This is a genomic window from Inquilinus sp. 2KB_23 (assembly GCF_052115705.1).
GTDB lineage: Bacteria > Pseudomonadota > Alphaproteobacteria > DSM-16000 > Inquilinaceae > Inquilinus > Inquilinus ginsengisoli_A.
The window spans coordinates 1-13,052 of the sequence record NZ_JBFRHF010000041.1 but is presented as its reverse complement, the minus strand read 5'-3'; the positions used below and the strand labels follow the sequence as shown (position 1 = coordinate 13,052).

Here is a 13,052-nt window from a genome sequence, read left to right as displayed (position 1 = left end):
CAATTATGGAGCATGGAACGCGAATGATATTGTACGAGTTGCGATGCGAGGCCGGCCACGGCTTCGAGGCCTGGTTCCGGAACAGCGGCACCTACGATGCGCAGGTGGCGGCCGGCGAGGTCAATTGCCCGGTCTGCGGCAGCGCCGCGGTGGAGAAGGCGCTGATGGCGCCGGCGATCGCCAAGCGGTCCGGCGGTGACGGCAATGCGCGTCGCACCCACACCACCATGGCCGATGCGCGCCGCGAGCTCGAGGCCCTGCGCCAGAAGATCGAAGAGAACTGCGAGTATGTCGGCGATCGCTTCGCCGATGAAGCGCGCAAGATTCATTACGAGGAAGCGGCGCATCGCGATATCTATGGCGAAGCGACCGAGACCGAGGCCTGTGAGTTGGAAGAGGAAGGGATCGGCGTCGCCCGCATTCCCTGGGTTTCTCGCACCGATTCCTGACCAGGTCCGCGGCGGCTTCCTTCAATTCTGGCGGTTTCATGACGGTGTCTTGCTGACCGCGCCCGTGCGGTTCGCATCTTGTCACCGCCGTCGCCAGCCGCTACTGGGTTGTCCATCGACGATCGCTCGGGGTTCGACCGATGGTCGCCGGGGCGTGCCCACGACCGATGGCGCGGTATAATGAACGTATGTCTTTTAGCGAACAATTACCGGACCCTGCTGTTCGAGAAGATCGCGCGCGGTCTCGAAAAGAACGGGACCCGGGTCTTCTGGATCGCGTCCAGCCGGCGCTGGGCCGACACCCTGATCGGGCTGGGCACGCCTGCCGACAGGATTCTTTGCCTCGCCGACTTCAGGGGTGAATGGCAGCAGGGCCAGGCGGCCGATCCGGCCGATCCGGCGCTGACGCTGCTGGAGGCGGGCGGGGTCGGGCCCAACGAAGTGATCATGATGGACCGGGAGCTGCGCTACCAGCCCTACGCCAAGGCCTACCTCGCCGTGATCGCGCGTGAGATCTCCCGCTTCCTCGAAGCCCATGACATCCGGGCCGCCTTCGGCGAGCAGACCTGGGCCTTCGAAGTGGCGACCGCGCTGCTGTGCAAGGCCCTAGGGCGGCTGTATCTCGCCCCGTTCACCGTGCGCGTCCCGGCCGACCGGTTCGGCTTCTTCATCGGCCACAACAACGTCGAGCTGTTCGAGTTCCGCAAGCCGGACCGGGCGGACCGCGAGGCGGCCGAGGGCATCCTCGAGCAGTTGAAGGGCCGCTCCTACCGGCCGTACTACTTCCACATCAACAACAAGATCCAGTTCTTCCGCCGGCACTGGCTGGGCGAGATCGCGCTGCAGCTGTCCTCCAAGGTCAGCGCCGGGGACGAGACCCTGCCGCCCTTCGCCCGCCGCGCCAAGTGGCGCCTCAAGCGGATCGTCAACACCTATCGCACCCGCTGGCAGAAGCCCTTCGAGCGCGACCTGGTGGTGGGCGAGCGGCCCTTCGTGCTGGTGACGCTGCACATGCAGCCGGAATCGTCGATCGATGTCATGGCGCCGCGCAAGGCCGACCAGCTCGACAACATCCGGGCCCTGTCGCGGGTGATCCCGCATGGCTGGGAGATCTACGCCAAGGAGCATTCGAACGCGATCGGCTTCCGCCCCCCGCAGTTCTACGACGAGCTGCGGCAGATTCCGGCGGTGCGCCTGATCGACCCCTATGCCGACACCTTCCAGCTGATGGAGGCGTCGCAGCTGGTACTGTCGCCATCCGGCACCGTGTGCTTCGAGGCCGGCCTGCTCGGCCGCAAATCGGCGACCTTCGCGCCGATGTTCTTCGACCCGGTGATGACGCCGGGCACCATTGATCTTCCGTCGCTGAGCCGTGCGGATTTCGACCGCCTGATGGAGCGGAACGACAACAAGGGCCGTATCGATCCGGTCAGCTTCCTGGCCTGGGTGCAGGCCCAGTCCTTCCCCGGTCGGGCCGGTGACCTGAGGAGCGATCCGGCCACCATGGCCGAGGGCAACATCGCCGCCTTGACCGATGGCTTCATGACGCTGCTCCATGCCCTGGATGCGCGCGAACAACCGAATGCGAGTGTGGCATGAACGTCACGACCCAAAGCCCTCTCGGCATGGACCATGAGATCGCGGACGCCGCCCCGCGCAACAGGACCGACGCGAACTTCGCGCAGGACTTGGTTGCGGCGGGCTGGGCGCGCCGTTGGCTGGTGGCGCTGGTGGTGGTGATCGCCATCGCCCTGGGTGTCGGCTTCGTCATGATCTCGCCTGTCCGCTACACCTCGCGGCTGATCATCATGCCGACCGAGGCGTCGCAGCAGCTCTCGGATCTCCTCCGCAATGCCGGGGGATCGGTGATCGCCAATTCCCTGGGCAGCCTGACCGGCAGCGAGCAGGTCACCTATTTCGACCGCTTCACCAAGCAATTGACCGCGGTCGGCACCGCCACGGCGCTGAAGACGCATCCCGGCCTCGTCGAAAACCTGATGGATCTGCGCTGGAACGACGACAAGAAGATCTGGGAGAGCACGTCGTTCACCACCCCGATCAAGGCGGCCCTCGGTCTCGAGACCTCGGTGGACACCAGCGCGCAGGTCGTCGCCGAATTCCTGCGCAAGGCCTTGGCGCAGGAACAGGACCGGGATTCGCCGATCATGACCCTGTCCATCGACGCCCAGGACGCCGAGGTGGCGAAGCAGGCGCTGAACTCGCTGTACCAATACAGCGACGACCAGATCAAACAGTCGATCTACCAGCAGACCCAGAGCAAGCTCGAATATCTGCAGCGGCGGCTGACCAGCGTCACCGTCAACGACTACCGGCAGACCCTGATCAGCCTGATCCTCGATCAGGAAAAGATCCTGATGCTGATCCAGCCGAACCTGCCCTTCGCCGCAGAGGCGCTGGAGCAGCCGGAGATCCTGTCGGAGCCGAGCTCGCCGAAGAAGGGCCGCATCCTCGCGCTCTCGGCGGTGATCGGCCTTTTCGTCGGGATGGGCATCGCCTACCGCCGCGAGCGCAAGCGCCGGGCCTGAGCCCGTATTCCCCACTTTCCCTGCCTCATGCGTCGCCTTGTGGCGAGACGGATGGGGGGCGGGACGCGAAAAGCGTATCGGTTGGGTGCGTCGAACGGCTGGTTGGATGCCACCGCATCGCACTGCGCCGCTCTCCTGCCCGTCGGCATTTTGAACCGGCGCGGGACGCAGGGAGTGTGGGGAATACGGGCTAGCGCCGGCTGATTTCAGGTCAGGTCACGCTAGAAGGGCTTGCACTTGGCGTTGCCTCTCCCGCTAGGCGGGACCTTTTCAGAACGGCCTTCCACCCTTCCGCCGTCATTCCCGCGAAAGCGGGAATCTCTTGCAGATCAACGGTCTACGAGATCCCCGCTTTCGCGCGGATGACGAATCGAGGATTTCTGAAAAGGTCCCGCCAGGCGAGAGAGGCCACGCAGAAGACGCTTGGCATCCTGTCGTTCTTCGGCCGAGCGCGCCGACCCGATTCCACCCGAAACAATCATGCTCCAAGCATCGCGGCGGCTTCCGGGAAGCCGCGCCTCCTCTCAGGGGTCCAGCGAGACGGGCGCGGCACCCCGCGGCGCCCGGTCGGCGATGGCCCGGTTGATCCGCTTGCCCAGCTCGATCGCCGGCTTTTCCAGCACATGGAAGATGGCGTGGGCCAGCACCAGCGACAGCGCGACGGCCAGCGCGATCCTCGCCAGGGCGGTCAGCCCCGGGGCGAAGGCATCGGCGACAAGGTCGATGGCCTTCTTCGCATGGTTGTGGAACAGGTAGAGCGAATAGCTGATCCGCCCCAGCCAGACCGCGGTGCGGCCCTCCATGCGGATCCGGGTGGACAGCAGCATGAACAGGGCCAGGGCGATGTAGTACGACAGCATGTACCGCACCCAGTACTCCTCGAGGCCGAGGTCGATGTCGTAGGCCAGGAGGCTGATGGGCGGCATCGCCACGAGGTAGAGGGCGAGCATCCAATAGGCGTAGCGCCGATGCTGGGCCGACTGGTTCAGCGTCGCCTCGCGCCACAGCGTGCCCCAGAACATGATCGACAGCGACAGCGGCACCGCGACCGGGGCCTTCCGCTCCAGGTAGAAGCGGGCGACGGCCAACAGCAGTGCGATCACCAGGAAGCCGATACTGGCGGCAAAGACGAACCGGGCGGAATAGAGCAGCCCGAGCGCGAAGGCGACCGCGCATGAGACGTAGAACAGCAGCTCGATGAACAGGGTCCAGTAGATGCCGATGATGTTGGGCTGCCCGAGGGCGGTCTGCGCCATCGTCACATTGGCGAGGATGGTGCGGGCGGATGGCAGGGCCTCGCCGGCGATCGCCATCAGGGCGATCCAGGCCACCATCGACAGCCAATAGGCCGGGTACAGGCGCAGGATGCGCGAGACGGTGAAGCGCGCGATCGGGGCGGGGCCGCGCGGGAAGCTGTAGGGAATCACGAAGCCGCTGATCGCGAAGAAGACGATGACGCCGACCTTGCCGGGGTCGACGACATCGTAGATCAGGTCGCGCAGCGCGCCGGTCGCGATCGGCTGGAAGTTGTGCATCCACACGACCAGCAGGGCCGCGATGCCGCGCATCGAGTCGATATAGGCGAGACGGCCCGGCTTCATGGGACGAGATGTCCTTCGTTGGCGCGGCGTTGCCGCCGATGGCGTCCCTGGCCGGGCATGTCGGTCACGCGATGGGGGTGGGCTGCCGGGCTTCGGTTCCCAGCGTCTGTTTTACCAGATCGGCCAGGCCTTCTTCGAGCGTGAACTTCGGCGCCCAGTCCAGGGCCGCACGGATCTTGGTCGTGTCGGCCGACAGCGACGGCCGGTCGAACTTCCGGAACTGCTTCTGGTCTTCGATGATCGGCCGCGGGTCGCCGGCGAAGCGCTTGATGGTCTCGACCACGTGACGCACCGGCGTCGGGATCGACGAGGCGACGTTGAACGCCTCGAATCGTCCGGTGTCCTTGAACAGGGCGGCGATCGCGGCATCGGCGATGTCGGAGACGTGGATGAAGTCGCGGGTGGCGCCGAGATAGCCCATCTTGATCTCGGGCTGCGACCGGTCGCGCATGCGGTCCAGGGCGTCGGGGATCAGGTGGGGGTTGGTCTCGCCGGGGCCGAAGGCGTTGGCGAAGCGCAGGGCGACGGCGGACAGCTTGTCGTTGGTGCGCGTGGCATAGGCCAGCAGGTGTTCGCCCAGCAGCTTCGACAGGCCGTAGGCGTTGACCGGGCTGGGCTGGTCGGCCTCGCGATGCACCACGTCGAGCGGCGCGTAGACATCCATGGTCGAGGCGAAGACGATCTTGCGCGCCGGCGTCCGCTCGAGGGCGCGGAGGACGAGCTCCGTGCCCCGGACATTGGTGGCGAAGGTCTCGTCCGGATGGCTCATGCAGTAGGGAATGAAGTGGATGGCGGCGAAATGGATCGCCCCGTCCGGCTGGAACCGTTCCACCGTCTCGATCAGCTCCGGGCCGGCGCAGGTGCCGAGGTCGAGGCGCTTGAGCGTCGCCTCGGCCGGCAGGGAGCTTTCGCGGCCGAAGGACAGGTTGTCGATCGCCAGGATCTCGTGGCCGTCGCGCGCCAGGCGTCGGGTGATCTGGCTGCCGATGAAGCCCGCGGCGCCGGTGATCAGAATGCGCATGAGTCCTGAACCTTTGGTTTGGAGATGTCGGTGCCGGCCCGGCCTTCGAGCTGCTGCGCGAGGGCCTGCCAATCCAGTTCGTCGGCGCGGGACAGGCCCTGCCGTGAGAAGTCGTCCCATCCTGCCGAAGCCGCGACCAGGCCGCGGGCGAAGGCGTCGACATCCGGTGCCGTGACCACGCCGCAGGCATAGTGGTCGACGATGGCGCTGGTGCCGTTCTCGGCGAAGCTGGCGGTCACCGTCGGCAGGCCGCTGGCCATCGCCTCGGCGACGATGCGCGGGAAGCCCTCGCGCCGGCTCGGGATCGCCAGCAGCCGGGCCGAGGACAAGAGGTCGATCTTCTGCCGCTCGGTGACCGACCCGAGGATGCGGATGCGGGCGGCGGCGGGCGAGGCGGCGGCATGCGCGCGCACGGCCGGAAGCTCCGGCCCGTCGCCGGCGATCACCAGCTCATCCAGACCGGCTTTGCCGCGGCCGTCATCCCCGGCGGTGTCCAGCCGGGCGAAGGCGTCGATCAGCAGGGACAAGTTCTTGTGCTCGGTGACGCGGCCGAGATAGAGGATGCCGCGGCGGTCATCCGCCGGCTGGCTGCGATAGGCCGTCCGGCGGATGCCGCTCGGGATGTAGAAGACCGGCCGTCCGGACGCGGCGCCGATCTGCTCGCACACCGCCAGGCCGACGCCCATGTTCTGCCCGCTCAGGCGCGGCAGCGTGCGCTGCAGGAAGCGGTAGAACCCGGCGTTGCGCACCTCGCACCAGTCGAGGATGGCGGTCTTGCGGGCGCGGCGCGGCGCGAAGGCGATGTGCGCCAGCGGCCATTGGTTGAACAGGGTCAGGTCGAAGCTGCGCGCCTTCAGCACGCCGCGGACCCACCAGGCATATCTCAGGATGGTAATCGGATTGCGCGGCAGCAGCCGGGACTGCGGCCTCTGGTAGTGCTCGTCGACCGGGAACCGATGCACCTCAATACCGTCGGCAATTTCGCGCGCCGGCAGAATCCGTTTGTGCGAGATGCAATAGACCGAGACATTGTGGCCCCGTTCCCGAAACACCTGCGCAAGCTCGGCAAAGCGAATTTCCTGTCCGCCAATGCTCGGCGGATACAGTTCCGTGAAAATGCCGATGTTCATTCCGGGCACCAACGAGCAGCATCACAATACGTCATGTGTCTATGTTCTTTTTGTCCTTAATTTGGCAACTGGATAACACGGCCACGTTTGGCGATGAAAGGCCGAATCCGCCGCCCTCAGGCGCGGGCCGGCGGGGGCCTCAGCCGCCCCTGGGCCGCTGGGGCCAGGCCTCCAGCCACAGCTGTTCCGCTAGCGCCTCCCGGAAATTGTACTGCGGGGCGTATCCCAGGATCTTTCGCGCCGCGTCGATCGCGATCACCCGGTCGATCGCCGCCGGCAGCCGCCAGCCGAGCTGGCGGTAGGCCCCTTCGACGAAGGGATGGCGGCGGCGCAGGGCCGGCAGCGGGTCCTGGCGCAGGCCTGGGCAATCCTCCGGCGTGAAGGCGCTGGCCGCGGCGATGTTCAGGATCGGGCTGCCGGGGATCGGCCGCTCCGCCGCCAGGATGTGGGCGCTGGCGACATCCCGCATGTCGACGCCGCGGTACAGCCGGTCGTTGACCGTCTCGTTCGCCGCCGCCGGGAAGAAGCGGCCGCAGCGCAGGACCACGCAGCCATCCGGGAACTCAGCCGCTGCGGCCAGGACCAGCGCCTCGGCATCGCGCTTGGTCTCCTCATAGAGGGTCTCCGGCGCCACCGGCAGCGCCTCGGTCACCCAGACCGCCGCCGTGGCGGATCGTATCGCGGCGCCGTACAGCGCCGTGGTGCTGGTCAGCACCAGCCGCCGCACCCCGGCCGCGCGCGCCGCCGCGACCACCGCCTCGGTGCCGCCGACATTGGTTTGGCGCATCTGGTCGACCGAGGCCGGCGCGCCGGGGCCGCCGTTGAGGCCCGCGGTGTGGATCACCACCCGGGCGCCGCGAAAGGCCTGGGCCAGGGTGGCGCGGTCCAGGATGTCGGCGCGGTGGGTGACGGTCGGCGCCTCCATCCGGTCGATCCCGGCCACCGGCCCGGCGCCGAGCAGCGAGGTGGCGATGCGCGATCCGAGATAGCCGGCGGCCCCGGTGACGACGATCATGGGGGCAGGACGATCATGTCAGCCCGGCTTCGCCGCGGTCAGGATGTAGTTCACCGCCAGGTCGCGCGGGGCCAGGCGCCAGTCGCCGCGGCGCGGATCCGGCACCATGCCGGCGATGTCCCCGACCGCCAGCCCGGACCGGCGCAGCGCTGCTGCCAGCTCGTGCGGCTTCAGGAACTTCTTCCAGTCATGGGTGCCGCGCGGGATCATCCGCAGCAGATATTCCGCGCCCAGGATGGCGAAGGTCCAGCTGCGGCTGGTGCGGTTCAGGGTCGACATGGCAAGGGTGCCGCCGGGCCGCAGCAGGGTGGACAGGGCGCCGCAGAAGGCGTCGACATCGGCGACATGCTCGACGATCTCCAGCGCCAGCACCGCGTCGAAGCGGGCGCCGGACGCGGCGAGATCCTCGGCGCTGCCGTGGCGGTAGTCGATCGCCAGCCCGGATTCGGCGGCATGGGCGCGGGCGACGCCGATCGCCTCGGCCCCGGCATCGACCCCGGTGACCTCGGCGCCCAGCCGGGCCATCGGCTCCGACAGCAGGCCGCCGCCGCAGCCGATGTCCAGCACGCGCAGGCCGGCCAGCGGCTTCGGCGCCAGCGGGTCGCGCCCCAGCCGGGCGCACAGCCGGTCGCGGATGTAGCCGATGCGCAGCGGATTCATGCTGTGCAGCGGCCGGAACTTGCCGTCCGGGTCCCACCAATCCGCCGCCATCGATTCGAAGCGGGCGATCTCGGCGGAATCGACCGTCGCCGCCGGGCTTTGCGCCATCACGGAAGGTCCTCGTCTCTGAGTTGCGTCGGGCGGTTGCGTCGGTCCGTGCGACGCAGTATGGGTAGCGGGCTTCGCGGCCGCAATGCCGGCATTCCGGCGCGGGGCGCCCCTGTCACCTCAAACCCGCGGCGGCCAATGGCGCGCATTGTTCAGAAGTTTGGCGGCACCTCGGTCGCCGATGTCGAGCGGATCAAGAATGTCGCACGTCGCGTCCAGGCTGAGGTCGCGCGCGGCAATCAGGTCGCGGTCGTGGTGTCGGCGATGTCCGGCGTCACCAACCAACTGGTGAAGTACTGCAACGACATCGCGCCCCTGCATGATCCGCGCGAATACGATGCCGTGGTCGCCTCGGGCGAACAGGTGACGTCGGGCCTTTTGGCCCTGGCGCTGCAGGAGATCGGCCTGCCGGCGCGGTCGTTCCAGGGCTGGCAGGTGGCGATCCACACCGACGGCGCCCACGCCAAGGCCCGGATCCTGGACATCGACGCGACGCAGCTCGAGGCATCGATGGCGCGCGGCGAGGTCGCGGTGATCGCCGGCTTCCAGGGCGTCTCCTCCGCCGGCCGCATCACCACGCTGGGCCGCGGCGGGTCGGACACCTCGGCGGTCGCCCTGGCGGCGGCGCTGAAGGCGGACCGCTGCGACATCTACACCGACGTCGACGGCGTCTACACATGCGATCCACGGATCGTGCGCAAGGCGCGCAAGCTCGATAAGATCACTTACGAAGAGATGCTGGAGATGGCGTCGTTGGGCGCCAAGGTGCTGCAGACCCGTTCGGTCGAGATGGCGATGAACCATCGGGTCCGGGTCCAGGTGCTGTCCAGCTTCGAAGACGTGCCCGGAACCCTGGTCGTGGACGAGGACGAGATCGTGGAGAAAGAGGTCGTCAGCGGGATTGCCTACAGCCGGGACGAGGCCAAGATCACCGTCGTGCGCGTGCCGGACCGGCCGGGCGTGGCGGCGTCGATCTTCGGCCCGCTGACCGACGCGAACATCAACGTCGACATGATCGTCCAGAACATCTCCGAGGACGGCCAGGCGACGGACCTGACCTTCACCGTCGGCAAGGCGGACCTGGAGCGTGCGGTCAAGGTGCTGTCCCAGTTCAAGGACGGGCTCGGCTACAGCCACCTGATCCCGGACGAGAACGTGGTCAAGATCTCGGTCATCGGCGTCGGCATGCGCAGCCATGCCGGCGTCGCCCAGCGCATGTTCAAGGCGCTGGCCGAGAACGGGATCAACATCCAGGTGATCTCGACCTCGGAGATCAAGATCAGCGTGCTGGTCGCCGAGCAGTACACCGAGCTGGCGGTCCGCGCGCTCCACACTGCCTACGGCCTGGACAAGGCCTGATGGGGCCGGCCTGATGACCCGGCCGGCGGGCGGGCCCGCCCCGGGCATCGGACCGTCGCGCCGTCTGCTCGCCCGCCTGCGCGACGTCATGGCGGGGTCGGGCACGGCCCAGGCGCGCCTCGACAAGATCGTCACCCTGATCGCGGCCGAGATGGTGGCCGAAGTCTGCTCCTGCTACGTCGCCCGTCCGGGCGACGTGCTGGAGCTGTTCGCCACCATCGGCCTGAACCCGGATGCGGTGCACCGCACCCGGCTGCGGGTGGGCGAAGGCCTGGTCGGCGAGGTCGCGACGACGGCGCGGTCGCTCGCCATCGCCAACGCGCCCAGCCATCCGAAATTCGCCTATCGCCCGGAAACCGGCGAGGACCCCTACGAATCCTGGATGGGCGTGCCGATCCTGCGCGGCGGCAAGGTCCGCGGCGTGCTGATCATCCAGAACCAGATGCGGCGCAACTATTCCGAGGATGAGGTCGAGACGCTCGAGACCATCGCCATGGTGGTGGCCGAGCTGATCGTCGGCGGCGAGATCGCGCGCCCGGGCGAGGTGGCCAGCCCGACCGCGGTGTCGCTGCCCACCCGGCTGCACGGCCTCGCCCTCAGCGGCGGCCTGGCCCAGGGGCTGGCGGTGCTGCACCGGACCCAGATCACCGTGCGGCAGATGATCGCCGACGATCCGGTGGCCGAGGTCGAACGGCTGCGCCAGGCGGTCGAGTACATGCACCGCTCGCTCGACGACCTGGTGGCCGACCACCGCGCCGGCGGCATCGGCGAGGGCGAGGACATCCTCGAGACCTATCGCATGTTCGCCGAGGACCGCGGCTGGCTGAACCGGATCCACGAGGCGATCGACACCGGCCTGTCGGCCGAAGCGGCGGTGCAGCGCGTCCAGAACGACATGGCCGCGCGCATGGCCCGGGTCGGTGATCCCTATCTGCGCGAGCGGCTGGCCGATTTCGACGACCTGGCCAACCGCCTGCTGCTGCACCTGGCCGGCCGCACCTCGGCGGCGGCGCTCGGCACCCTGCCCGACGACATGATCCTGATCGCCCGCGCCATCGGCCCGGCCGAGCTGCTCGACTATGACCGGCGTAAGCTGCGCGGCCTGGTGCTGGAGGAGGGGTCGGCCACCAGCCATGTCGCGATCATCGCCCGCGCCCTCGACATCCCGGTGGTCGGCCGCTGCATCGAGGCGATGCGGCTGATCGAACCGCTCGACCCGATCGTGGTCGACGGCGACCATGGCAACGTCTTCGTGCGTCCGTCGGAAGACGTGATCGACACCATCACCAAGGCGATCCAGACCCAGGTCGGGCAGCGCCGCCTCTACGCCGAGGAAGCGCGGCTGCCGGCAGTGACGCGCGACGGCGTCGCGGTCTCGCTGTTGCTGAACGCCGGCCTGCTCTCCGACATGCCGCATCTCGACGCGGTCGGCGCCGACGGCATCGGCCTGTACCGCACCGAGATCCCGTTCATGGTGCGGTCGGAATATCCCAGCGTCGCCACCCAGACCGATCTCTACGCCCGGGTCATCGACCTGGCGGAGGGGCGGCCGGTGGTGTTCCGCACCCTCGATGTCGGCGGCGACAAGCGGCTGCCCTACTTCGCCGAGATGGATGAGGAGAACCCGGCCCTGGGCTGGCGCGCCATCCGCATCGGCCTCGACCGGCCGGCGATGCTGCGGCAGCAGCTGCGGGCGCTGATCCAGGGTGCCGCCGGACGGCCGTTCGGGGTGATGTTCCCGATGGTCGCCGATGTCGGTGAGCTGGATGACGCCCGGGCGCTGTTCGACCGCGAGCTGGCGCGGGCCGCGGCGCAGGGCGTGGCGGTGTCGTCCGACCTCCGCGTCGGGGTGATGCTCGAGGTGCCGTCGCTCTTGTGGCAGCTCGACCAGGTGCTGACCGCGGTCGATTTCGTCGCCGTCGGGTCGAACGACCTGATGCAGTACCTGTACGCCGCCGACCGCACCAACACCCGCGTCGCCGCGCGCTACGACACGCTGTCGCCCGGCCTGCTGGCCGCCCTGGCCGAGGCGGTGTCGCGTTGCGATGCCGCCGGCCGCAGGATCAGCCTGTGCGGCGAGATGGCGTCGCGGCCGATCGAGGCAATGACGCTGCTGGGCTTGGGATTTCGATCCTTGTCGATGCCGGCGACGGCGATCGGCGCGGTGCGCACCATGGTCCGCAGCCTCGATCTGGCCGAATTCTCGCGCTGGCTGGCGCGGGTGCGGGTCGCCTCCCGCGGCTCGCTCCGCCCCGCAATACGGGACTATGCGCGCGACCATGATGTCGTAATATAGTGCGAAGGATCCGGATTCGTTTTGCCGTCCGGATGGAATCGTCTAAATAAAGACTGTCGTCTCTGTCGTGGGGGGAGTGGGCCTCGACATCATGACAGAACGGCGTGCCGGCTTTCCTCTGCAACATCTTCGGTCAGCACAAAGCGGCTCGAACGACATGGCCCAAAGCAACCGCAAACATCTCGCCGTGGTTCCTGAAGCGGCGGAGTCCCCCGACGGTCACCCAGACACGACGCCAGTGGACGACGTGATCGACATGAACGCCCCGGTCGGCCGCATCCTCGCCCAGGCGCGCGAGCATGTCGGCTACAGCCTCTATGACGTGGCCGCGACGCTGCGGATTCGCCATGGGCTGCTCCAGGCGATCGAGGATGGCCGGCACGAAGACCTGCCCGGCCCGGTCTACGCCATCGGCTTCATCCGCACCTATGCCGAGTTCCTGGGCTTCGACGGCGACCAGATGGTGGCCCGCTACAAGCAGGAATCGACCGCGGTCAAGAAGAAGCCCGACCTGGTGTTCCCGGCGCCGGTGCCCGAGGGCAGCCGCATCCCGGGCGGCGCCATCCTGATGATCGCGGTGCTGATCGGCGGCCTGGCCTATGCCGGTTGGTACTATCTCTCTTCCGCCAACCGCGACGTGGCGGAAGAGATCGCGGCCCTGCCCTCGCGCTTCGCATCCCTGCTCGACGGCAACACCCAGCCGAACCCGAATCCGGGGCCGGTGGTGCAGCCGGCCGCCCCGAACAGCGCGCCGAACCTGCAGGCGGCGGCCCCCGCGGCCGAACCCGGCCCGGGCGAGCGGATGACCGCCGGCCCGATCGTGCCGGGCCCGACCGCCCCGGCCGGCACGCCGGCCCTGCCGATGCC

At 68.3% G+C, this 13,052-nt stretch carries 11 protein-coding genes; 6 read left to right on the top strand and 5 right to left on the bottom strand.

Annotated elements, in window-relative coordinates; translation table 11 throughout:
• Positions 1-5 precede the first annotated feature (5 nt).
• The 3 genes from AB4112_RS33920 (at position 6) to AB4112_RS33910 (ending at position 2,995) form a co-directional block, all read left to right on the top strand.
• Complete coding sequence (locus tag AB4112_RS33920) at positions 6-449, top strand: DUF1178 family protein (RefSeq protein ID WP_441726587.1); 444 nt, start codon at positions 6-8, stop codon at positions 447-449.
• A gap of 180 nt (positions 450-629) precedes the next feature.
• Complete coding sequence (locus tag AB4112_RS33915) at positions 630-2,048, top strand: hypothetical protein (protein WP_441726584.1); 1,419 nt, start codon at positions 630-632, stop codon at positions 2,046-2,048.
• Positions 2,045-2,995: a Wzz/FepE/Etk N-terminal domain-containing protein gene (locus AB4112_RS33910; protein ID WP_441726581.1), complete on the top strand. Its 951-nt coding sequence runs from the start codon at positions 2,045-2,047 to the stop codon at positions 2,993-2,995. Before AB4112_RS33915 ends, AB4112_RS33910 begins: the two co-directional genes overlap by 4 nt.
• A gap of 524 nt (positions 2,996-3,519) precedes the next feature.
• Here the strand turns inward: AB4112_RS33910 and AB4112_RS33905 are convergent.
• The 5 genes from AB4112_RS33905 to ubiG all read right to left on the bottom strand — a co-directional run bounded on the left by AB4112_RS33905 (position 3,520) and on the right by ubiG (position 8,530).
• Positions 3,520-4,596: an acyltransferase family protein gene (locus AB4112_RS33905; RefSeq protein ID WP_441726578.1), complete on the bottom strand. Its 1,077-nt coding sequence runs from the start codon at positions 4,594-4,596 to the stop codon at positions 3,520-3,522.
• Between the two features lie 64 nt (positions 4,597-4,660).
• A complete protein-coding gene (locus AB4112_RS33900) occupies positions 4,661-5,617 on the bottom strand; it encodes an NAD-dependent epimerase/dehydratase family protein (RefSeq protein ID WP_309798511.1) in 957 nt (318 codons plus the stop codon).
• Complete coding sequence (locus AB4112_RS33895; protein WP_309798513.1) at positions 5,605-6,747, bottom strand: glycosyltransferase family 4 protein; 1,143 nt, start codon at positions 6,745-6,747, stop codon at positions 5,605-5,607. Before AB4112_RS33895 ends, AB4112_RS33900 begins: the two co-directional genes overlap by 13 nt.
• A gap of 139 nt (positions 6,748-6,886) precedes the next feature.
• Positions 6,887-7,762 (bottom strand): NAD-dependent epimerase/dehydratase family protein, encoded by an 876-nt coding sequence (locus tag AB4112_RS33890; RefSeq protein WP_309798514.1) that lies wholly within the window; start codon positions 7,760-7,762, stop codon positions 6,887-6,889.
• Between the two features lie 18 nt (positions 7,763-7,780).
• Positions 7,781-8,530, bottom strand: coding sequence for a bifunctional 2-polyprenyl-6-hydroxyphenol methylase/3-demethylubiquinol 3-O-methyltransferase UbiG (gene ubiG, locus AB4112_RS33885; RefSeq protein ID WP_309798516.1), 750 nt, complete (start codon positions 8,528-8,530; stop codon positions 7,781-7,783).
• A gap of 138 nt (positions 8,531-8,668) precedes the next feature.
• Here ubiG and AB4112_RS33880 point away from each other — a divergent pair, with 138 nt between their 5' ends.
• From AB4112_RS33880 to AB4112_RS33870, 3 genes are all read left to right on the top strand, one after another.
• On the top strand, positions 8,669-9,889 hold the full coding sequence (locus tag AB4112_RS33880) for an aspartate kinase (RefSeq protein WP_309798518.1): 1,221 nt from the start codon (positions 8,669-8,671) through the stop codon (positions 9,887-9,889).
• Between the two features lie 13 nt (positions 9,890-9,902).
• Positions 9,903-12,185 (top strand): phosphoenolpyruvate--protein phosphotransferase, encoded by a 2,283-nt coding sequence (gene ptsP, locus AB4112_RS33875; RefSeq protein WP_309798520.1) that lies wholly within the window; start codon positions 9,903-9,905, stop codon positions 12,183-12,185.
• Between the two features lie 238 nt (positions 12,186-12,423).
• Positions 12,424-13,052 (top strand): helix-turn-helix domain-containing protein (locus tag AB4112_RS33870; RefSeq protein ID WP_441726572.1); only part of this gene is annotated, 629 nt, incomplete at its 3' end.

What these genes read in the sequence shown, in the direction of transcription:
- ubiG (WP_309798516.1), bottom strand. Translation starts at nt 8,530, where the DNA reads ATGGCGCAAAGCCCGGCGGCGACGGTCGATTCCGCCGAGATCGCCCGC.
- AB4112_RS33880 (WP_309798518.1), top strand. Translation starts at nt 8,669, where the DNA reads ATGGCGCGCATTGTTCAGAAGTTTGGCGGCACCTCGGTCGCCGATGTC.
- AB4112_RS33890 (WP_309798514.1), bottom strand. Translation starts at nt 7,762, where the DNA reads ATGATCGTCGTCACCGGGGCCGCCGGCTATCTCGGATCGCGCATCGCC.
- AB4112_RS33900 (WP_309798511.1), bottom strand. Translation starts at nt 5,617, where the DNA reads ATGCGCATTCTGATCACCGGCGCCGCGGGCTTCATCGGCAGCCAGATC.
- AB4112_RS33910 (WP_441726581.1), top strand. Translation starts at nt 2,045, where the DNA reads ATGAACGTCACGACCCAAAGCCCTCTCGGCATGGACCATGAGATCGCG.
- AB4112_RS33905 (WP_441726578.1), bottom strand. Translation starts at nt 4,596, where the DNA reads ATGAAGCCGGGCCGTCTCGCCTATATCGACTCGATGCGCGGCATCGCG.
- AB4112_RS33895 (WP_309798513.1), bottom strand. Translation starts at nt 6,747, where the DNA reads ATGAACATCGGCATTTTCACGGAACTGTATCCGCCGAGCATTGGCGGA.
- AB4112_RS33920 (WP_441726587.1), top strand. Translation starts at nt 6, where the DNA reads ATGGAGCATGGAACGCGAATGATATTGTACGAGTTGCGATGCGAGGCC.
- AB4112_RS33915 (WP_441726584.1), top strand. Translation starts at nt 630, where the DNA reads ATGAACGTATGTCTTTTAGCGAACAATTACCGGACCCTGCTGTTCGAG.
- ptsP (WP_309798520.1), top strand. Translation starts at nt 9,903, where the DNA reads ATGACCCGGCCGGCGGGCGGGCCCGCCCCGGGCATCGGACCGTCGCGC.